The following is a 20,381-nucleotide window of genomic DNA, read 5'->3' as shown; positions in this document are numbered from 1 at the left end:
AAAATCAAGCGGATATGATATACTTAGGGTTCAGGTTTACGAACGAAATAACAAATTGAAGAAAGAAGAGGAACGTTTCAATGTGTGGAATTGTTGCATTTGTTGATGATGAAAAACCACAAATCAAAGACAAATTAATCAAGCAAATGAAGGACCGGATCATTCACCGGGGCCCCGACGCCGAGGGTCAGTACGTGGATGAGCACGTAGCCCTGGGATTTCGGCGGCTCAGTTTCGTTGACGTCAAGTCAGGGAACCAGCCAATCTTCAATGAAGATAATTCCAAGATCATTGAGTTCAACGGTGAAATCTACAACTTCGAGGAGCTGCGGGGCGAACTGATCGAAAAGGGCCACACCTTCAAGACCCACGCCGACACCGAGGTCATTCTGCACGGTTACGAAGAATGGGGCAAGGACATCCTGCAAAAGCTGCGGGGGATGTTTGGCTTCGTCATCTGGGACAAGAAGACCAACGAGATGTTCGGTGCCCGGGACCACTTCGGGATTAAGCCGCTCTACTATGCCCAGATGAATGGCACCTTCTTCGTCGGTTCCGAAATCAAGGCCTTCCTGGACCACCCGAACTTTAAGATGGAACTGAACAAGCGGGCCCTGAAGTCCTACATGACCTTCCAGTACAACGTTACCCAGGAAACCTTCTTCAAGGGCGTCTACCGCCTGCCAGAGGCCCACTACTTCACCTACAAGGACGGCAAGTTCGACATGGAGCAGTACTGGGACGAGGACTTTGAACCGAAGGACGAGACCTTTGATCAGGCTGTTGACAACATCGACAACGTGGTTAAGGATTCTGTCAAGGCCCACACCTTTGCCGACAAGGGGATCAAGGTTGGTTCCTTCCTGTCCGCCGGGGTGGATTCCAGTCTGGTCACGGCCCTGATGCGGCCCAACAACACCTTCTCGATTGGTTTCGACAGTGGCTACGACGAGACCAAGCAGGCCCGCGAACTGGCAGCCAAGCTGAAGTTAAAGAACACCGACAAGCTGCTGACCGATGAGGAAGCCTTCAAGACCTTCCCGCTGATCCAGTACTACCTGGACGAACCGGACTCCAACCCGTCCGTTGTGCCACTTTACTTCCTGAACAAGCTGGCTAAGGACAACGGCTACAAGGCCCTTCTGTCTGGTGAAGGGGCCGATGAGCTCTTCGCCGGTTACACGGCCTATGGCTTCAACACCAAGATCAAGTTCCTGCGCTGGGTAACCGACCAGCTGAAGAAGCTGCCGAAGGACAAGCGCTACAAGCTGGGGAAGTGGCTTGAAGGCAAGCAGTTCCACGGTTCCGAACACCTTTACCGGAACCTGGCGCCGGCTCGTGACACCTTCATCGGCCAGGCCTACATCTTCAGCCCAACCGAGGCTAACGAATACCTGAAGCCAGAGTATCAAGATGGTCCATCGATCACCGATCTGCTGAAGCCGCTCTACGACAAGTGCGACGCCAAGCCCGACATGAACGAAGTAGCCAAGAAGCAATACGTTGACCTGCACCGCTTCATGCCTGGTGACATCTGCTTAAAGGCCGACAAGATGAGCATGGCCAACTCCGTGGAAATCCGGGTGCCCCTTCTGGACAAGGAGGTTATGAAGGTGGCCGAAACGACGCCAACCAACTACCTCTTCAACTACAAGGGCACCAAGTGGGCCTTCCGGATGGCGGCCAACCGGCACCTGCCTGAGGAATGGGCAACTCGGCCAAAGCTCGGCTTCCCAACCCCAGTCCGTGAATGGCTGCGGGAAAAGAAGTACTATGAAATCGTCAAGGAAATGTTCGAGCAGGACTTCGTGAAGGAATTCTTCGACCAGGACAAGCTGCTCAAGCTGGCTGACGACAACTTCAACGGCAAGATTGACGGTCGGCGGAAGATCTGGACGGTCTACACCTTCCTGGTTTGGTACAAGCTTTACTTCATCGACAAGTTCAAGCCGGACGAATCCGGAATTGACAAGGCCAAGCAAGCGGTAAATGCTGAATAATAAATGGAAAAAGTTGGTATTAGTGCATATTTACACTCCTCACTATCAAAAGTGAGGGGTGTTTTTTATGTCTCGGATACAATAAAAATCAAAGGTAAAACATATGACTTGATCTTATTCAACTCTTGGATCACTATAATTTACCTTATTGAATCTTCCTCGATAGTAATTGGTGATATGATAAATTTAATTGGTTATTTAATTTTCCTTGGGGGGAATAATTGTGAAACAACATAAGAAAATGTATAGGTCCGGTAAGTTATGGCTTACAGCAACAATCACTTTAGGGATGATAGGATTTTTTGGAGGAGAATCGACTGCTAATGCTGATGAGTTAGTTTCACCGACATATGAGGAAACTAATCAAACTACAGTTATAAAAAATCAGAGCGAAACGCATGATCTAGAACCAGTTGCTAATAATGAGACACAATCTGTCATCAGCACGGATAAAGATAATTCTGAATCTGATTCACAAACTATTACTAATAGTAGTGAAGATGAACAAAAGAATAGTGATTACATATCAGCTGGAGGTGCGACCCTTACTCCAACAGTTTCAGCAAGTTATAGATTAGCTGCATCTCAACCTGGAAATAAGTGGTCTTATTTTTCTTCGGGCTGGTCCTATACCGATTCGAATGGTAATTGGCTTTATAATAAATGGCAAAAAATAGGTGATAGTTGGTATTACTTTAATAATTATGGATATGCACAAACTGGCTGGTATAAGTCAAATGCCGGTAATTGGTATTACTTTGATAATAATGGCACCTGGGCAGATACAAACTGGCAACAGATCAATAATCACTGGTACTATTTTGATCCGACTAACGCTTGGGCAGTAACTGGTTGGCAGTACCTTGGCAATCGCTGGTACTACTTTGATCCAATTAACACCTGGGCAGATACAAACTGGCAAAAATTAAATAATCGTTGGTACTATTTTGATCCGGTAAATACTTGGGCAAGAACAGGTTGGCAACAGATCAATAATCATTGGTACTACTTTGACCTTAATAATTCATGGGCTTTGACTGGACTACAAAGGATTAATCAACATAACTATTACTTTGATCCGATAAATGCTTGGGCAGTAACCGGATGGCGACAACTTAACGGCCATTGGTATTATTTTGATCTGAATAATACCTGGGCGGATACAGGGTGGCAGAAATTAAATAATTCTTGGTATTATTTTGATTTGACGAATGGTCAAGCATTAACCGGATGGCAAACAATAGGTCAACACTTATATTATTTTGATTCAGTAAATGCTTGGGCTAATACTGGCTGGCAATTATTGAATGGTAATTGGTACTACTTTGATCCTAATAATGCCTGGGCAATGACTGGTTGGCAATATTTAGATAATTCTTGGTATTATTTTGATCCAAATAATTCTGAGATGTATACGGGAACTCATGTTATTGATGGTAAAGAGTATACATTTAGTGCTAACGGGCAGATGCTAAACCAGGATTCAACTTCCTCTACAACCACTGGTCAACCAGGGAATTCAACTGATTCTACGGGGAACCAAACGTCAAGTTCTGATCAGGGTTCGACTTCCAGTTCATCAACTGAACCAGTAGATCCGGAAGCAAACTGGCAAACAGATTTGAATGATTTTAACCCAATTAAAATTGCTGACCCTGCCTTATTTTCACAAGCATTTAAGGATTATATGAACCTTAAGGAAGGCTTATCGAGTGAAGAAAAAACTGCTTTATGGAAAATGGCACAATCGAACACTTATCTTAATAACAAGGCTGCTGCTGCTATAAAAGTTGATATCAATCACGTAACTCCAGAGCAAACTAAAGAGCTTAGTTTATATGCAGCTAAGGTTTTGAATAGTATTCGTGATCAGTTAGGAATTCCTAGGGTAATCGTTACTAAAGGGGCATTAAAGTTCGCTCAAGATGTGGTTACGAATTATCAAAAGGATAACTGGTCGAAAGCTGATCATGATGAATCGGGAATTTCTAGAGCCGCTGGTAAAAATGGATTACAGACTGGTGGAAATTACTATGAAGATGCAGGATTTTTCTCTGCAAACCCAGATTACGTAACTATGGACGAATTACGTTGCATGATCTATAAGTCATTGAATGAAATGCTATTCGGTTCAGTTCAGGGAGAAGTTTTTGAAATGCTTCATACCCAAGGAATTTTAGGAACAGATTTTATGACTGGTGATATAGCCACTGGACAATCGCAGTATTTTGCAGTTAATGTCAGTCAGTTAGCTAATAATGGGTACTTTATGGTTCATCTTTTAAATATCTCATATCAATCTCCATATAATGAAGTTGTTAGTCCAGAATTGTTTGATACTACAGAAGTTGATTAACAAATAGATAAAAATTAGTTGTCTTAAATTAATTAAGTATTATGGAGCTCTGTGTTAACTGGAGTGACTTATGTCGTAGACCTTGGTGTATATCCGAAAAAACGTGTCATCAAAGGATGGCGCGTTTTCTGTTTGATTAAGTTGAAAGCGCTACCATAATATGGTATATTATAGGTGTAGAAAAGGTAATGACCAACGCAAATGAGGTGATTACAAATGGTAAAGATGATTCGAGCAGTAAGGTAAAGTTTCCGTTGTTGATTTAGATAGAACGGAGTGATACCAATGGGCAGTTTTGTTTAGTTGTCTTGTCACTTGCGATTTCTGACTTGTGAGATGAGTACCATGACGAAGATGATTCGGGCAGTAATTTAAAGTTGTTGTTGGTGGAACACGAAAGGTATGTGATACCAATGGGCTTTGAATTTGATGGTCACTAGCATTGAGTTAGGAAGTTAATACCTCGATCGAACATAATTAGTAATGAGAACACCAAAATTAAAACATTGTTCAAGCTAGCTTCAAATCGGAGCTAGCTTTTCTTTTGCTCTCAATGAACACGAACAATAATATCTTGTGAAGTCTGTTTCATGCTTAATAAGCGAATGAACGCCTGATTTATTGGGCAAAATCCCTTGGCGAAACCCCCGTCGTACAGTATGATTAAGTTGCAGTATCGATGATTTTAATAGATGGGGTGATTACGATCGGCAAAATACGATTGAACAACATGGTCTTCCATACCTACAACGGGGTCTTTAGCGCCGAACGCCAGCTGGGCCAAAAACTGGAGATTGACTGCGAGATGACCTACCCGATTGAACGGGCGGTCGTCCACGATCAACTGGACGAGACGGTTAGCTACGCCGATGTGTACGAGGCCATTCGCCAGTTCGTCCAGGACCATCATTACCAGCTGATCGAAAGTCTGGCCAACCACCTGGGTCAGCTGTTGCTGGAAAAGTTTCCCCGTTTGCAGGCGGTTCGGCTGAGAATTCGCAAGTATAACCTGCCGATTGACGGGGTGTTGGACAACGCAGAAATCGAGGTTCAATTCACAAATGACCACACCAATTGAGAGCGTCCTGAGCATCGGGACCAACATCGGTGATCGCCTGACCAACCTGCAAAGAGCGGTCCAGATGCTCAATGAAAATGACCAGATCGAGCTGACCAGTCTCTCCTCGGTCTACGAGACGGAACCGGTCGGGGGAGTCGAGCAGCAATCCTTTTACAATATCACGGCGGTAATTCAAACCACGTTGAGTGCCCAGGAGCTGCTGGACTACCTGCACGAGATCGAACAGGCCCTCCACCGGAAACGCATCGTTCACTGGGGACCCCGGACGATCGACCTGGACATCATTTACTACGACCGGCAGCACATCCAGACCGCGACGCTGACGGTTCCCCACCCGGAGATGGCCAACCGCCGTTTTGTCCTGGCGCCAACTCTGGAGGCCCTGGCAAGTGACGATGAGCATTACGATGAGGTTGCCCACCTGCTTCAGGTGACGCCGGATCGGAATTGGATTAAGAAGAAGTTTTCAAATGAGGTGTTAATGTGGACCAAGTAAAAGTTGAGCAGGCAGTGCGTGATTTGCTCGTTGCCCTGGGTGAAGACACGACGCGAGAGGGATTGGTGGAGACTCCCCAGCGGGTCGCCAAGATGTACGCGGAGATTTTCTCCTCGCTCGATCACCGGCCCGAGGACTTCACCAACTACAAGGTTTTCCACGTCGATGACCTGCCGGAGATGGTGCTGATTCAGCACATCCCCTTCTATTCGATGTGTGAGCACCACCTGCTGCCCTTCTTTGGGTACGCCAACGTGGCCTACGTGCCGAAGGATGGTCGGGTGATCGGCCTCAGCAAGATTCCTCGGCTGGTTGACTTTGTGACCAAGAAGCCGGGGATGCAGGAACGGGTGACGACCGACCTGGTCCACGAATTGCAGCGGATCTTAGAGCCGGATGGGATTGCCGTCTCCGTGGCGGCCCGGCACATGTGCATGGAGATGCGGGGGATCCGGAAGACGGGGCAGTTTACCTACACCGATAAGTTTACCGGGACCTTCAAGACCGACTTAGCCCTCCGGCAGGAATTCTTGCAGCAAACGAGGGATCACCAGTGCTAACCTACGAAGAACTAAGGGGACAAATGAATCAGGCGATGCTGGGCGGCCAGGACGACCGGGTCGCGCTTCTGCGGCGGGTCCTCGATGCGTTGGACCGGCCCGACCACCGCTTTAAGATCATTCACATCGCCGGCACCAACGGCAAGGGTTCGACCGGCTCAATGATCGAGCAGACCCTCCAGCGCGCCGGCTTGCGGGTGGGCTACTTCTCCAGCCCGGCGATGGTTGACCAGCGGGAACAGGTCCGGGTCAATGATGAAATGATCGCCAAGGAGGACTTTGTGCGGACCTACGAGCAAATTCGGCGGCAGCTGCCAGCGGACATCCAGCCCCAGCAGATCTCCGTCTTTGAATGGTGGACCCTGATCATGCTCCAGTACTTTGCCGACCAGCAAGTTGACTGGGCGGTCATCGAATGCGGCCTGGGCGGTCAGGACGACGCCACCAACGCGATTGATGCGCCCGTGGCGGCGGTGATCACCCACGTGGCCCTCGACCACACTCGGATCCTGGGACCCACGATTAGAGACATCGCCAGTGCCAAGGCTGGGATCATTAAAGCCGGGACCCAGGTGACGGTTCTGGCACCCAACCAGGACGAGGAGGCCAAGCGGATTATCCAGCAGCGCTGCCGACAAGCAGCGGTGCCCCTATTGCTGGCGGACGGGATTACGCTCGAAGCACAGAGCGATACGGTCCGACTACAAGTCGGTGCGACCCGGCTATTTGGACGCTTCAACCTACTGGGCACCTTCCAGCATGACAACCTCCGCACCGCCGTGCTCCTTATTGCCTGGCTGGTGCGCCAAGGCGTTCTGGCCGATTTTCGCCCTTTCATGGCGACGATGGCAACAATTGCCATCCCCGGCCGGATGCAGGTGATCGCCCACCGTCCCCTGACGATTCTGGACGGGGCCCACAATCCGGACGCCGCCAAGCGCCTAGTTGAGACGATCCGCAAAGGGCTTGCGGGTCGCCGGCTGGTCATGGTAGTCGGCTTCCTGGCGGACAAGGACTGGCACCAGATGGCCCGGCTTTACCGGCAGGTGGCCGCCCAAATTATCGTCACCAGCCCGGACAACCACCAGCGGGCCCTACCGACCGCCACTCTTCAGGAATTCATCCCGGAGGCCCGGGCGGCAACCGATGCCCATCAGGGACTGCGGCTGGCACAAGAGCTGGCCGGGCCCGACGATGTCATCCTGGTGACGGGGTCCTTCTACCTGATTAAGGAGCTGGAATCATGACGCAGTTTGTAATTGCCACCCATAACCAGGGCAAGATTGCGGAGCTGCAACGCCTGCTGGATTGGACCGGCAATTCTGGGCGAGCCTACACCGACCTGGCACCCCGCCAGCAGTTCCCGCCGGAGAGCACGGTTAGCTACCGGAAAAACGCGACGAACAAGGCTTTGACCGTCAGTCGGGCCCTCCCTAACGAATACGTATTGGCCGACGATTCGGGGTTGCAGCTGGCGGCCGCTCCGGACTGGCTGGGCGTGACCACGGGCCGCAACCTAGCGGACTGTCCAACGCCAGAAGCCTACGACGAGCGAATTCTAACTCGGCTTCGGGGACAACGACGGGAGTTCACGATGGTCTCCTGGCTGGTCTGCGCCCACGACAACAGGATTATTGCCCGCGTTCGGGCGGAACTGCACGGCCGAGTGGCGACCAGTCAGCGGGGACGTTATAGCCGGGGCTTTGACCGGATCCTGATTCCCCAGGGGTCGTCGCAAACCCTGGCGGAGATGCCATTTGAAAAGCGCCGGGCCTACCTGGTGCGGGGCCAAGCAGTAAAAGCGATGATTAAAAAGTTAGGAGAGTGCCGCGATGAGAATTAGCGAGGAACCGATTGAAAAGAAGCAAACCAGCCTAGCCGCTGCTGCATTAACCGCCGCGGTCCGGGATCACCAGCAGCTGGCCCTCAACTGGCAGGCACGTCCGGAACAATTAAAGACGGTCCGGGACTTTTTGCAGCACTTTGACTGCCCGTTGGTGGAAGACTCGACACAGTCACGCCTGCAATTTCTCCTGCCGATTGCAGCCCTCGCCCCACTGGCAAGGGCAATTCAGCAGACCTGGCCAACGGACGCGGAGCTCACGGACTCGCTTGAACGGGTTCGCGCTGCCCACCGGATTGTCTGGCGGGCGGGACGGCATACGTTTGACCTGACCGAGCGGGGGATTGTTTACGGGATCTTAAACGTCACCCCGGATTCCTTCTATGACGGCGGTCAATACAACACCACCCAGGCGATGGAAGACCAGGCCCGGCAAATGGTTGAGGCGGGGGCCGACGTGGTCGAAGTCGGTGGCCAAACAACCCGTCCCGGCGGCTTTCACGAGATCAGCCCTGCGGAGGAAATTGCCCGGATTAAGCCGGCAATCGAATTTCTTCAAAAAAACTTCCCGCAGGTGGCGCTGGCGGTCGATACCTATAAGCTGCCCGTGATGGAGTTTGCCCTGGACGCGGGCGTCGACATCATCAACGATGTTCAGGGCTTTGACACGCCGGAGAAACGGCGGCTGCTGGCGAACAACCAGGCCGGCCTGGTCACTATGCACTCCAACCGGACGAGTGAGTATGACAACCTGACGACGGAGATGATTCGCTTCTTTGAGCAAAACGTTGCCCAGCTAGTCGATGCCGGGATTGATCGGGACCGAATCTGCCTCGACCAGGGGATCGGCTATGCTAAGGTGGCGGACGGCGACCAGGACCTGGCGATGATGCATAACATCACCCAGCTGAACCGCTTCCGCCTGCCATTATTAGTAGCGATTTCGCGCAAGGGCTTTGGCAAGAAGCTCTTCGGCCTCGCCAAGCAGGACCGCCTGCCCGTGACCCTGATCGCGGAATCAGCAATGTATTTTGGCGGCGGCCGGGTTATCCGGGCGCATGACGTCCAGGAAACCAAGCAGCTTGTCGAACTGCTGAAACGAATTGAGGAAGCCTACTGGTATAAGCCAGCGGGTCAATGAGATGAAGGGGAGTGAAAGGCCCAGCGCTTTTTACCCCCCCTTCTTTTTAACCGATTATCGCCTAAATATTCACTTTTCCCTTAAAAGATGAAATAATAGACTTTTAAGAGAAAGTATCAGAGGAGATTCAAGCAAAATGGAATTGCATGTTACGCCAGCATTAGCGTTATTACGTGAGCACCACCTTCTGGACCACGTCAGCAATTTAAGTGAATTCACCGCCACCGCCGTTTCCTACGACTCGCGGCAAGTCAAGCCGGGAACCCTGTTCTTCTGCAAGGGGAACTTCCTGCCCAAGTACCTGACGATGGCCAAGGAGAAGGGTGCCATCGCCTACGTGGCCGAGCAGGAGTACCCGGAAGGTCAGGGACTGCCGGCGATCATCGTCAAGGACGAGCAAAAGGCGATGGCCTTGCTGGGGGCGGCCTTCTACGGTTTCCCGCAGAACGACCTCTTCATCATTGCCATCACGGGGACCAAGGGAAAGACGACGACGGCCTACTTCGCCGACCACGTCTTGGACGCGGCCACGAAGCAGCACGTGGCCCTCTTCTCCACCCTTGACCGGATCCTCGGCCACAACCCTGGCGACCAGTTCAAGTCCGATCTGACGACGCCGGAATCGCTGGATCTCTTTCACGACATGCGGGCAGCCGTTAACAACGGCATGACCCACCTGGTGATGGAGGTCTCCTCCCAGGCCTACAAGAAGCGCCGGGTCTACGGCTTAAAATATAACGTCGGGATCTTCCTCAACATCACGCCGGATCACATCGGGCGCAACGAACACCCGACCTTTGCGGACTACCTGCACTGCAAGGAGCAGCTGCTGGTCAATTCCGACGTCTGCGTGATCAACGCCGAAACGCAAAACTTCACCGATGTTTACTACACGGCCAAGGCGACGACGCAGCCGGATAACATCTACCTCTTCGCTCGCCACGGCGCGAAGGTCAGTTTGCCCGATGATCGTCAGCTCGACTTCGAGTACCGCAACGACCTGGAGAACCTCCACGAGAGCGAGTTCCAGCTGGACGCCCTCTCTGACAACGCCAAAAAGCTGCAACTCGATCACCGCTACACGACGAGCGTACCCGGGGACTACAACGAAGGCAACGCCGTGGCGGCGATCATCGCCAGCGGCCTGGCTGGAGCCAGTGCCCAGGACGCCGTTGACACGCTCGACCACGTTCACATCAAGGGCCGGATGGAGATGATTGCCACCAAGGATCACGGGACGATCTACGTCGACTACGCCCACAACTATGCCAGCACCAAGCGGCTCCTGGCCTTCTTAAAGCGCCAGACCAACGCCGGCAAGGTCACGGTTGTCCTGGGTTCGGCCGGGGACAAGGGCATTTCACGCCGGCCGGGACTGGGCAAGGCCCTGACCGAGGAAAGTCCGGACCGGGTAATTCTGACGACCGACGATCCGGGCTTCGAGGACCCGGTCAAGATTGCCGAAACGATCGACTCCTACATCGATCATGACCAGGTCGGCACGGTCGACTTCATCATGGATCGGGAGACGGCAATCAAGAATGCTATTGACCACAGCGTTAAAGGTGATATTGTGGTCATAGCTGGTAAGGGTGAGGACCCTTACCAGAAGATTAAGGGCGTCGACGTGCCGTACGCTTCCGACAGCAAGGTTGCCCGGGACTATGTCGCTGAGATTGAAAAATAACAGAGTGAGGCAAAGAACGCATGAAATCATTTCGACAAGTGATGAGCTGGGTAGTCCCGATCGTCATCGGGTTACTGATTGCCCTGCTGATCAAGCAGTTTTTCTTCCAAGTCGTGCGGGTCGACGGGCCATCAATGCAGCCCAACCTACAGAATAACGAACGGGTCTTTTGCCTGAAGCGGTCAAAGATTCACCGCGGCAGCGTCGTCATTTTTGATGCCAACGGGGTTGACCCCCAGGTGGCCGTCAAGACCGACTACGTCAAGCGGGTGATCGGTCTGCCGGGTGACACGGTCAAGTCGAAGAACGGTAACATCTACGTCAACGGCAAGAAGATCGACCAAAGTTACATCTCCACGAAGCAGCGGAATGCCGGGACTGGCAACTGGACGCTGAAGAGCATTTCTGTTCAGAATAGCTGGCTCAAGCACAATGGCGCAACCAAGGTGCCGGCCGGTGAATACTTCGTCCTGGGGGATCACCGGAGCGTCTCAAACGACGGCCGTTACTGGGGCTTCGTGCCGAAGAGCAAGATTGATGGGGTCGTCAAGGTACCGTCATGGACGGGAACCAAGGTGGCTCGCCAAAATGTCAACAAGGAATGGCAATATTTCTACGATAAGTAAACTAAAAAAGGCGGTGGGACAGAACTCGTTTGCGAGTTCGTCTTCCCACCCCCGCGAGGCTGGCTAGGCGTCCTGGGCGTTGATTTATCAACGTTCAGGATCCAGCCAGCTACCGCGCTGTAGCATTTATAAGCTATATAACAGCAAAGAGGCTAGGTTAATCCCCAGCCTCTTTTTTAGTTTAAACAGACTAATCCGTCTTTTTAATTTTAGTGAGCCCGTCCTGCACCAGTTCCAGGTCGTGCAGGGCGACCGGCACGTTCACGTAGACAATCGGTGCACTGGCATCCGGCAGGGTCAGGTTGGTGATGATTAGTTGCGCCTGGTGGTAGTCAGGGACCCAGGTAAAATCATAGTTGACAAAGACTCGGCCAATCAGCTTCATTGTCCGGGAGCGCTCAATCGGGTCCGAGTCGGTTACCAGTGCCAGTCGAAGCGAACGCCACAGTGGTGACGGGTGCTGCATTTGCAGAAGTTCGCATGTCTTAAGGGTCAGCAGGGGATCCTTATTGCAGGCAGCCTGGATCGCCGCAAAGCTCGTCTGGTCAGCCGTTTGGCGGATCTGCTGGAGCTGCTCAGCTCGGTCGTAAAGCAGCGGGACCGTCCCAAAAACTGCGCTGTAGTAGTGCGCTGCCTGAAGAGTTATTGGAAGGGTCTTTTGGTTGAGCAACTGGCAGAGGACGGGGGACTGCCAGTCTGGAAATACCATATTGGAGGTCCTGACAAGCTGCTGGGGATTTTCAAAATCAACCAGGTATACCAACCGTAAAAAGTGCTCTTCGGGGGTCGTTGACGAAAAGTGGAGATCGGCTGTGGTCAAACGGTGTCTCTTCAGCTGCCGCACCCGGCAGATGGCCACCCAAAAGGCGTAGCGAAGCTGGTCGTTAATGGGAAGACCGACCTGTTTGCTGACGTGCAAATACTCCTGTTCGTTAACGAAGAAGGGCCAGGTGACGCTGCCGTAGGTATTCCAGTAGTATTGAAAGGCGGCGTAACGGATATTGGCCTCGGCGCCCTCGAGAGTCATTTGTCGGGTATTAATTTTGATCCGGTAAGCCGCCAGAACATGGTTGACGTGGCGAATGAGGCGCCGCGTAGTGGATTCGCTGACGAACAGCTTGCTGGCGAGTCCGTGAATGCTATGCTGGAACTCATTAAACAGGCTTTCAAAGATAATACCGGGCCGTTGATCGACCAGCATTGGCATCAGCGAGGCGAGGTTAAAGCCGGCCGATCGGTGGTAGTGCAGTCCCTGATTGGTTTGGATCAGTTGTAGGCTAGCCAGGTGCTGAGAATCAATGATCGAAATTAGCTGCTTGACGTTTTTGGTCAGGGTGGCGCGGTCAACGCCCAAGGCAATTGCCAGGTCGGTAAAGGTCCAGTTAGGCTGCTGCTCGAGCAGACTTAGGACCCGGATACTTAAATTTTCTCGGTCAAAAAAGGGACGCATTGGGTTGATTCCTCCAAAATTTCCCCAGCCGGTGCGGAAAAGATGATCATCATGATGGCCACTGACCTGCTAGGATATTGCTATACATTAATTATAAGCAAGGAGCGATTAGCATGGAACTGAAGATTACACACGCCACAATGGAAGACCTGCCCGCCATCGTCCGGATCGAACGACTGGGCTTCACGGCTGAGGAGGCCGGAAGCGAGGCGAGCTTTCGGGAACGAATCGAAAAGATCGCAGACACTTTTTTGGTAGCCAAGATTGACCAGCAGCTTGTTGGCTTCGTGGTCGGTCCGGCCGTCGCAAATGAATTTGTAACCGACGAAATGTACGAGCGGACGCCGAACAACCTGCCGATCGGGGGCCACCAGCTGATTCTATCAATCGCCACCGATCCGGCATACCGGGGACACGGAATCGGCAGCAGGCTCCTGGACGCCTTGACGACGCTTTCGCAAGCGCACCAGCGTGAGGATATTTCGCTCGACACCCTCACCAAGAACATCCCCTTTTATGAGGCAAACGGCTTTCATACGGTTGGCGTCTCGTCTTCGAGGCATGCCGGGGAAACCTGGTACAACATGGTTAAGCCCATTGCCGGCCGTCGAAAAGATTAATTCATTTTATGTATAGATAATGAGCAGCAATAAGCATTTTACATTAGACTTGGTTGATTGGATAATATAGGTAAGCAATCAACCAAGAAAGGAAGTACTAAGATGATTTTAGATCAGACAATTACCCTCAATAGCGGTGTCAAGATTCCGCAATTTGCCCTTGGGACCTGGTTCATTGATGATGACCAAGTCGCCGAAGCGGTGCGCAACGCCGTTAAGATCGGCTACCGGCACATCGATACCGCCCAGGCTTACGGCAACGAACGCGGTGTCGGCGAAGGGGTCCGGACGGCCGGCATTGCCCGTGACCAACTCTTCGTTACCTCTAAAGTCGCAGCCGAACACAAGGACTACAACTCCGCCAAGCAATCGATTGACGAGACCCTGCAGAAGATGGGTCTGGACTACCTCGACATGATGATCATTCACAGTCCGCAGCCATGGGCCGAAGTTAACCAGTCCGACAATCGTTACTACGAAGGCAATCTCGAAGCCTGGCGGGCAATGGAGGATGCCGTTCCCGAAGGCAAGCTGAAGACGATCGGGGTCTCCAACTTCAACCAAAGCGACCTGCAGAACCTGCTTGACAATAGCGATACCAAGCCGGCCGTTGACCAGGTCTTGGCCCACGTCGGCCACACCCCATTTAACCTGATTGACTTTGCCAAGCAAAACGACATTGCGGTCGAAGCCTACTCACCGGTTGCCCACGGTGCCGCCCTCAAGAGCCCGGCCATTCAGCAGATGGCAGACAAGTACGGGGTCACGGTCCCGCAACTGTGCATCCGCTACGACTGGCAATTGGGCCTGATCGTTTTGCCAAAGACCGCCAATCCGGAACACATGAAGCAAAACACCCAGATCGACTTCACAATTTCAGATGAAGACATGGAGACGCTGAAGCAGGTCAAGCCGCTGGACTACGGAGACGCGGATGCCTTCCCAGTTTACGGCGGTAAGATGTAAACACAACCGAATCCTTCCAAGATAATAGTAAAAGATAAAACTGTCCTAAAATTGCTTAAAAGGCTGGCAATTTTAGGACAGTTTTTCTATATTAGAGGAAATACAGGAACGGAGAAAATAAAAATGAAAAGTCAAAAATTGACAGTAATTGTCACCAGTTCGGTCATGGCCCTGGCGCTTTTGAGCAGCCCGCTGACGCCGGTGGTTGTTCACGCCGCCGATCAGGTCACGACCAGCTCGACTAGCGCCAGCTCCACCAGCAGCACCCAGACCCATACGCTGAAAAAGTCCTACGTGGTTTACGGGGCCGGTGCGGCAAACAAGAATGAGCTTAGCAATGTCCTGGCGGTCGGGGATGATTTCACCACCCTGACGGCCACGGCCAGCGACTACCAGAAGTACATCAACCCGAACGGCTCGACCACCGATGCGGCGATGGTCAGCTCGGTCTCCATCGTGCCGACCGACCCGGGCTCCGGTGTCCAGGTCAACGTCAAGAAGTTCAACGGTGACAACAACATCACCAAGGTCACGGCCCAGCAGTACGCGATGGTCGCCCAGATGGCTGGGGTAACCGACGTGACGATTACGGTCAGCGCCAACCGGCCGGTCTCCGGTGAATCGGCGCTGACGGGGGTTTACAAGGCGATCGCGGCCGACGGGGTCAGCCTCGACAGCCAGAACACCCAATCGGCTAACCAGATGCTGGACGCAACCAACGACGCCATCCAGGCCAACAAGGACGACAGCTCCTACCCCGGCAAGCTGATGGCGGCGGTCGGCGACACCACCAAGTCGATCAACCAGCAAAAGAAGCAGGGGGAGACACCAAGCAAAAACACCATCCAAGTGACCCTTAACCAGAACCTGGAGAAGCGCAACATTTACAACGAGACCAAGAACTACACCAGTTCAATCGTCAACGCCCTGGTCCAGTTCACCAACGCGCCGATCAGCTCGAGCAAGGATTACAGCTCCCACGTCAGCGACACGATCAAGAACGTGAAGAACTCGTCTGGCAACATCATGAACAAGGCCAAGCAGTTCCTGAATTCGCCCGACGGCAAGGCGGCCACCCAGCAGGCCCAGTCCTGGTGGGACAAGTTCGTCAACTGGATCCGCGGCTGGTTTAACTAAGGAAGTGCAAGATGCCAACAGAACGTGAAAAACAAATTCTGGATCTCATCCGGCAGGATCCACTGATTACCCAAAAGGAGCTTGCCCAGAAGCTAGGAATCACCCGTCCCGGTGTGGCTTCCCACATTTCCCGTTTAATCAAGGAGGGCCTGATCAGCGGCAAGGGCTACGTGTTGCCGCGGGCAGAATCCGTGACCGTGATTGGGGCGGTCAACATGGATATTTATGGTACCCTCGACCAGAACCGGGTGCAGTCAACCATTTCCAATCCCGGTAAGATTACCACCCAACTCGGGGGGATGGGGCGTAACATCGCTGCCAACCTGGCCGCACTGGGCGTGGCAACTAACCTGATTACGGTTTTTGGCAATGACCCCAGTGGCGAACAGTTCAAGGCGGACGCACTTCGCCGGGGGATTAACATCAGCTATGCCCGTCAGCTGGTCGAGGATCATACCTCCATTTACCTCTACGTTAACCGTCAGGACGGCCGCCGAGTGGTGGGGGTCGACGACATGACCATTAACCGGTATTTGACCCCCGATTATCTTCAGGCCAACCTGGCCACCATCAACGCCAGCAAGCTCGTCATTTTCGACACGAACCTGCCCAAGGAAACCATTCATTGGCTATACGACAACGTGCAGGCTCCCATGCTGGCCAAGGCGGTTTCGGTCAATAAAGCACCCAATCTGGTACAGGAAAATCGCCATTTAACCGGACTAGTGATTAATGGCATTGAAGGGACCGTGCTGACGGGGCAGGCCATCACAGGGATGGCGGATGCCGTCAAGTGTGCGCGCCAGCTTTATCAGCAATTTACGGCCACCATCTACCTCTACGTTGATGGCCTGGGGATCGTGATTGATGACGGCCAAAGGGTGATTAAGAGCCAGTATGCAAAGGTGCCGGCACCAAACTTGAACGGTGTTGGAACGGCGATCGTGGGTGCGATCGGCTACGGTGAGCTGCACCAGCTGGCCAATCGGGAAAAGCTAACGCTGGCCAAACGAGCGGCAAAGATCACCGGGCAGACGCCGCACAACGTCAGTTCTCGAATTAAAGATATTCTTAAATAGACGACCAAAAAGGGCCGCTGAACGAAGTTATTATCAGCTTCGTTCAGCGGCCCTTAAGTATTTTAGCGATGATTATTCAAGATTCCCTGACCAATTCCGCCTGGCTGGTCATCTTGTTCGTGACTAGTGGCCTTCAGGACGCTGCCACCAATGCTGCTGTCGTCGGCGCCCTTGGCCCCTGCCAAAGCGGACAGGAGCTTATTGAGGCCGGCAGCGGTAGTGGAGTTGTCCGCAGCGCTGGTCGGCGTGCTCGTGAGTTCAAACGGGATCTTCTTGTCCTGTTGAACGCGCTTGAGGTAGATCTTGATCCCGCTCGTCAGATCAAGCCCCATTTCTGCGAAAATCTTACTTACGTCATCCTTTAATTGATCATCAACTTTGATGTTAATTTGTGCCATGATAGTCACTCCTTTCATCTCTAATCATAGCAGATTATGTATTTAAATCAAGTCTTTGTATAGAAAAATATATATAATGCTATAAAACAGCTGTGAATGGGCATCGCGACGGGGTTTGCCATACCTCCATTTAACAGCGCTTCCATTTTCCTGTTGACAAACTAAAACGGAGGCGGTATTTTTAAACCAACATAAGTTTAAGCGACAAAACTTATGTTTAATTGTTTACATCCTTAATTGTATGAGGAATGGGTGGCGGTGGGATTAATTTAATTCAAATCGCTTTAAAGCGAAAATAGGAGGGTATTACCTTGAGGTTTGTGTTTTTGGCAACGGGGCTCTTATTTGTCTTCTTCGTTGCGTGGCTATTCAGTAACGACCGCAAGAACGTTAAATTCAAACGGATGGCGGTCCTCTTTACCTTGCAAATTGTTATTTCGTATTTTTGCCTGAACACGAAGATTGGGATCAAGATCTTAAGTGGGATTTCCGGTTTCTTCGGCTGGCTGATGGAACAGGCGGCCGGTGGGATTAACTTCGTCTTCGGCGGCTTGGTGATCAAAAATGGTGCCAGCGTCTTTTTCTTAAACGTGCTGATGCCGATTGTCTTCATCTCCGCCTTAGTCGGGATTCTGAACTACATTAAGGTCCTGCCGTTTATCATCAAGTGGACCGGCCGAGGATTGAATAAGATTGGCCACATGGGTGAATTGGAAAGCTACCTGGCTGTCTCCACGGCCGTCTTGGGGCAGCCGGAAGTTTACCTGACGGTGTTGGACGAAATTCCGCGGCTGAATGAAAAACGCCTCTACACGATTTGTGCGTCGGGGATGAGTTCTGTTTCCGCTTCGATTTTGGCCTCTTACATGAAGCTGATTCCCGGACGGTTCGTTGTGGTGGCGGTCTTCTTAAACATCTTATCCGCCCTAATTGTTTCCTGTGTGATCAATCCGTACGACGTCGACCCGAACAACGACATCGTTAATATCCAGATGGAAAAGAAGCCGTTCTTCGAGATGTTGGGGAACTACATCATGAACGGATTCAACATGGCGATCACCGTGGCCGCTATGCTGATTGGTTTCGTAGCTCTGGTGACCTTCTTAAACAGCACCTTCACTGCGCTGCTGCACATTTCCTTCACGACCATTATCGGGTACGTCTTCGCGCCAATCGCCTGGGTAATGGGGGTTTCCAGCCAGGACGTTGTCAAGGTGGGGAGCCTGATGGCCGAAAAGCTGATTGCCAACGAATTCGTAGCCATGGGTGACCTGCACAGCTTCTCGACCGAACTGACGGCCAAGAGTCACGCCATCATTTCCGCCTACCTAGTTTCCTTCGCCAACTTTGGTACCCTGGGGAACATCATCGGTTCGATGCGGACGATCGACAAGCACCAGGCCAGCAAGGTTGCCAAGTTTGCAATGAAGCTGCTGCTGGGAGCCACGCTGGCTTCCATCCTGACTGGAACGATCGTTGGGGTTTACTACTAGAATTAATGAGAGTGGGAATTATCCCAGCCTCTTTGCCGTTATATAGCTATAAATGCTACAGCGCGGTAGCTGGCTGGATTCCGAACGTTGATAAATCAACGTCCGGAACGCCTAGCCAGCCTCGCGGGGGTGGGAAGACGAACTCGCAAGCGAGTTCTGTCCCACTCCCTTTCACTATTCATTGGAGGAAAAAATGCTAATTAAAAATGTTCACGTCGATAACCAAGCAGCCCTCACTGATGTCCAGATTAAAGACGGGCACTTTAGTAAAATTGCTCCTAATCTGGTGCCGGATGCCGGTGAGCAAGTAATTGACGGTCAGGGCAAGGTTCTCCTGCCGCCCTTCGTTGAATCACACATTCATTTGGACACCCAGTTGACGGCGGGCCAACCGCGCTGGAACGAGTCTGGGACTCTGTTTGAAGGAATCCGAATCTGGGGCGAGCGCCGTCAGGAACTGACCAAGCAGGATGTCAAGCAACGGGCGTTGGCCACGATTCGCTTACTGGTCAAGCACGGCATTCAACACATTCGCAGCCACGTTGACATCAGCGATCCACGCCTCACCGCTCTTCAGGCTTTGCTCGAGCTAAAGGAGGAGGTCAAAGACCAGGTCGACATTCAATTAGTGGCCTTTCCGCAAGATGGCGTTCTAACCAACCTGCAGGAAAAGGGGCTCATGGAGCAAGCCATCAAGGAGGGCGTCGACGTCATCGGGGGGATTCCCCATATGGAATTCACCACCGAAGATGGCTGGGAGTCGGTTCACTACCTGACCAGGCTCGCGGAACGATACGATCGGCTGGTCGACATGCACTGTGATGAGATTGACGATCCGGCCTCTCGGAACCTGGAAGTGCTTGCGGCCGATGCCTACAAGCGGGGAATCGGCGACCGGGTCACCGCTAGCCACGCGACGGCGATGGGCTCCTACAACGATGCCTACGCGTCGAAGCTCTTTGGCCTGCTGAAGCGCAGCGGGATGAACATCGTGGCCAACCCACTGGTCAATGTCCACCTCGGCGGTCGCTTCGACACCTACCCGAAGCGGCGGGGCCTTACCCGAATTAAGGACCTGACGGCAGCCGGGATCAACGTTTCCTTTGGCGAGGACGATATTCAGGATTTCATGAATCCGCTGGGTGATGGCAACATGCTTGACGTGATCATGATGGGCGTCTACGTTGACCATCTGATGGGTTATCACCAGCTTCAGGATTCTTTCAAATTCGTTACCTACAATGGTGCCCGGACCTTGCACATCCAAGATCAGTATGGGATTGCGGTTGGTAAGCCGGCCAACTGCATCTTATTGAATGCCCCGGACTTCTACCACGCCCTCAACGAGCACCGCGAAGTCCTGTACAACATCCGGCACGGAAAGGTGATCGCCGAGACACGCCCGGCGAAGACACAGCTGTACCTGGGCTTTTAACTAAAAAAGAATT

Annotated in this window: 18 protein-coding genes; 16 read left to right on the top strand and 2 right to left on the bottom strand. The window is 52.2% G+C overall.

The genetic code is table 11. The annotated features are described in order from the left end of the window. Positions 1 to 80 precede the first annotated feature (80 nt). The 10 genes from asnB (at position 81) to lepB (ending at position 11,790) form a co-directional block, all read left to right on the top strand. A complete protein-coding gene (gene asnB, locus LKE23_RS07130; RefSeq protein ID WP_291976663.1) occupies positions 81 to 2,000 on the top strand; it encodes an asparagine synthase (glutamine-hydrolyzing) in 1,920 nt (639 codons plus the stop codon). Between the two features lie 223 nt (positions 2,001 to 2,223). Then, on the top strand, positions 2,224 to 4,356 hold the full coding sequence (locus tag LKE23_RS07125) for an SEC10/PgrA surface exclusion domain-containing protein (protein ID WP_291976662.1): 2,133 nt from the start codon (positions 2,224 to 2,226) through the stop codon (positions 4,354 to 4,356). 679 nt (positions 4,357 to 5,035) lie between these two features. Next, entirely contained in the window at positions 5,036 to 5,434 is a 399-nt protein-coding gene (gene folB, locus LKE23_RS07120) for a dihydroneopterin aldolase (protein WP_291976661.1), read from the top strand. Then, complete coding sequence (gene folK, locus LKE23_RS07115) at positions 5,418 to 5,933, top strand: 2-amino-4-hydroxy-6-hydroxymethyldihydropteridine diphosphokinase (protein WP_291976659.1); 516 nt, start codon at positions 5,418 to 5,420, stop codon at positions 5,931 to 5,933. Before folB ends, folK begins: the two co-directional genes overlap by 17 nt. Beyond that, positions 5,921 to 6,493 carry a GTP cyclohydrolase I FolE gene (gene folE / locus LKE23_RS07110; protein ID WP_291976658.1) on the top strand — a complete coding sequence of 191 codons (573 nt, stop codon included), beginning with the start codon at positions 5,921 to 5,923 and terminating at the stop codon, positions 6,491 to 6,493. Before folK ends, folE begins: the two co-directional genes overlap by 13 nt. Continuing rightward, positions 6,487 to 7,740 carry a bifunctional folylpolyglutamate synthase/dihydrofolate synthase gene (locus LKE23_RS07105; protein WP_291976657.1) on the top strand — a complete coding sequence of 418 codons (1,254 nt, stop codon included), beginning with the start codon at positions 6,487 to 6,489 and terminating at the stop codon, positions 7,738 to 7,740. The genes folE and LKE23_RS07105 overlap by 7 nt, the downstream gene beginning before the upstream one ends. After that, positions 7,737 to 8,336, top strand: coding sequence for a non-canonical purine NTP pyrophosphatase (locus LKE23_RS07100; protein ID WP_291976656.1), 600 nt, complete (start codon positions 7,737 to 7,739; stop codon positions 8,334 to 8,336). The genes LKE23_RS07105 and LKE23_RS07100 overlap by 4 nt, the downstream gene beginning before the upstream one ends. Further along, positions 8,326 to 9,477 (top strand): dihydropteroate synthase, encoded by a 1,152-nt coding sequence (folP, locus tag LKE23_RS07095; RefSeq protein ID WP_291976655.1) that lies wholly within the window; start codon positions 8,326 to 8,328, stop codon positions 9,475 to 9,477. Before LKE23_RS07100 ends, folP begins: the two co-directional genes overlap by 11 nt. A 136-nt stretch (positions 9,478 to 9,613) precedes the next feature. Continuing rightward, a complete protein-coding gene (locus tag LKE23_RS07090; RefSeq protein ID WP_291976654.1) occupies positions 9,614 to 11,164 on the top strand; it encodes a UDP-N-acetylmuramoyl-L-alanyl-D-glutamate--2,6-diaminopimelate ligase in 1,551 nt (516 codons plus the stop codon). 20 nt (positions 11,165 to 11,184) lie between these two features. After that, positions 11,185 to 11,790, top strand: coding sequence for a signal peptidase I (gene lepB, locus LKE23_RS07085; protein WP_291976653.1), 606 nt, complete (start codon positions 11,185 to 11,187; stop codon positions 11,788 to 11,790). A gap of 190 nt (positions 11,791 to 11,980) precedes the next feature. Here the strand turns inward: lepB and LKE23_RS07080 are convergent, their stop codons facing one another. After that, positions 11,981 to 13,240 (bottom strand): helix-turn-helix domain-containing protein, encoded by a 1,260-nt coding sequence (locus tag LKE23_RS07080; RefSeq protein WP_291976652.1) that lies wholly within the window; start codon positions 13,238 to 13,240, stop codon positions 11,981 to 11,983. A gap of 113 nt (positions 13,241 to 13,353) precedes the next feature. On the opposite strand from LKE23_RS07080, the gene LKE23_RS07075 reads away from it, so the two are divergent. From LKE23_RS07075 to LKE23_RS07060, 4 genes are all read left to right on the top strand, one after another. Next, positions 13,354 to 13,860 (top strand): GNAT family N-acetyltransferase, encoded by a 507-nt coding sequence (locus tag LKE23_RS07075; RefSeq protein ID WP_366512162.1) that lies wholly within the window; start codon positions 13,354 to 13,356, stop codon positions 13,858 to 13,860. Between the two features lie 102 nt (positions 13,861 to 13,962). Further along, complete coding sequence (locus LKE23_RS07070; RefSeq protein ID WP_291976651.1) at positions 13,963 to 14,826, top strand: aldo/keto reductase; 864 nt, start codon at positions 13,963 to 13,965, stop codon at positions 14,824 to 14,826. Positions 14,827 to 14,949: 123 nt separating this feature from the next. Beyond that, entirely contained in the window at positions 14,950 to 15,963 is a 1,014-nt protein-coding gene (locus tag LKE23_RS07065; protein ID WP_291976650.1) for a DUF1002 domain-containing protein, read from the top strand. A gap of 11 nt (positions 15,964 to 15,974) precedes the next feature. Continuing rightward, entirely contained in the window at positions 15,975 to 17,042 is a 1,068-nt protein-coding gene (locus tag LKE23_RS07060; RefSeq protein ID WP_291976649.1) for a PfkB family carbohydrate kinase, read from the top strand. A 62-nt stretch (positions 17,043 to 17,104) separates the two neighbouring features. Here LKE23_RS07060 and LKE23_RS07055 read toward each other — a convergent pair whose 3' ends face one another. Beyond that, positions 17,105 to 17,440 carry a type II toxin-antitoxin system RelB/DinJ family antitoxin gene (locus tag LKE23_RS07055; RefSeq protein WP_291976648.1) on the bottom strand — a complete coding sequence of 112 codons (336 nt, stop codon included), beginning with the start codon at positions 17,438 to 17,440 and terminating at the stop codon, positions 17,105 to 17,107. Between the two features lie 311 nt (positions 17,441 to 17,751). On the opposite strand from LKE23_RS07055, the gene LKE23_RS07050 reads away from it, so the two are divergent. Together LKE23_RS07050 and codA are read left to right on the top strand one after the other, a co-directional pair. Further along, entirely contained in the window at positions 17,752 to 18,933 is a 1,182-nt protein-coding gene (locus tag LKE23_RS07050; protein ID WP_291976647.1) for a NupC/NupG family nucleoside CNT transporter, read from the top strand. Positions 18,934 to 19,126: 193 nt separating this feature from the next. Next, entirely contained in the window at positions 19,127 to 20,368 is a 1,242-nt protein-coding gene (gene codA, locus LKE23_RS07045) for a cytosine deaminase (protein ID WP_291976646.1), read from the top strand. Positions 20,369 to 20,381 lie beyond the last annotated feature (13 nt).

This window comes from Limosilactobacillus sp., assembly GCF_022482365.1.
Taxonomy (GTDB): domain Bacteria; phylum Bacillota; class Bacilli; order Lactobacillales; family Lactobacillaceae; genus Limosilactobacillus.
The sequence above is the reverse complement of the archived record's forward strand: the minus strand, read 5'-3'. Positions and strand labels throughout refer to the sequence as shown.

What these genes read in the sequence shown, in the direction of transcription:
- asnB (WP_291976663.1), top strand. Translation starts at nt 81, where the DNA reads ATGTGTGGAATTGTTGCATTTGTTGATGATGAAAAACCACAAATCAAA.
- folB (WP_291976661.1), top strand. Translation starts at nt 5,036, where the DNA reads ATGATTTTAATAGATGGGGTGATTACGATCGGCAAAATACGATTGAAC.
- folK (WP_291976659.1), top strand. Translation starts at nt 5,418, where the DNA reads ATGACCACACCAATTGAGAGCGTCCTGAGCATCGGGACCAACATCGGT.
- LKE23_RS07100 (WP_291976656.1), top strand. Translation starts at nt 7,737, where the DNA reads ATGACGCAGTTTGTAATTGCCACCCATAACCAGGGCAAGATTGCGGAG.
- folP (WP_291976655.1), top strand. Translation starts at nt 8,326, where the DNA reads ATGAGAATTAGCGAGGAACCGATTGAAAAGAAGCAAACCAGCCTAGCC.
- LKE23_RS07090 (WP_291976654.1), top strand. Translation starts at nt 9,614, where the DNA reads ATGGAATTGCATGTTACGCCAGCATTAGCGTTATTACGTGAGCACCAC.
- lepB (WP_291976653.1), top strand. Translation starts at nt 11,185, where the DNA reads ATGAAATCATTTCGACAAGTGATGAGCTGGGTAGTCCCGATCGTCATC.
- LKE23_RS07080 (WP_291976652.1), bottom strand. Translation starts at nt 13,240, where the DNA reads ATGCGTCCCTTTTTTGACCGAGAAAATTTAAGTATCCGGGTCCTAAGT.
- LKE23_RS07075 (WP_366512162.1), top strand. Translation starts at nt 13,354, where the DNA reads ATGGAACTGAAGATTACACACGCCACAATGGAAGACCTGCCCGCCATC.
- LKE23_RS07070 (WP_291976651.1), top strand. Translation starts at nt 13,963, where the DNA reads ATGATTTTAGATCAGACAATTACCCTCAATAGCGGTGTCAAGATTCCG.
- LKE23_RS07065 (WP_291976650.1), top strand. Translation starts at nt 14,950, where the DNA reads ATGAAAAGTCAAAAATTGACAGTAATTGTCACCAGTTCGGTCATGGCC.
- LKE23_RS07060 (WP_291976649.1), top strand. Translation starts at nt 15,975, where the DNA reads ATGCCAACAGAACGTGAAAAACAAATTCTGGATCTCATCCGGCAGGAT.
- LKE23_RS07055 (WP_291976648.1), bottom strand. Translation starts at nt 17,440, where the DNA reads ATGGCACAAATTAACATCAAAGTTGATGATCAATTAAAGGATGACGTA.
- codA (WP_291976646.1), top strand. Translation starts at nt 19,127, where the DNA reads ATGCTAATTAAAAATGTTCACGTCGATAACCAAGCAGCCCTCACTGAT.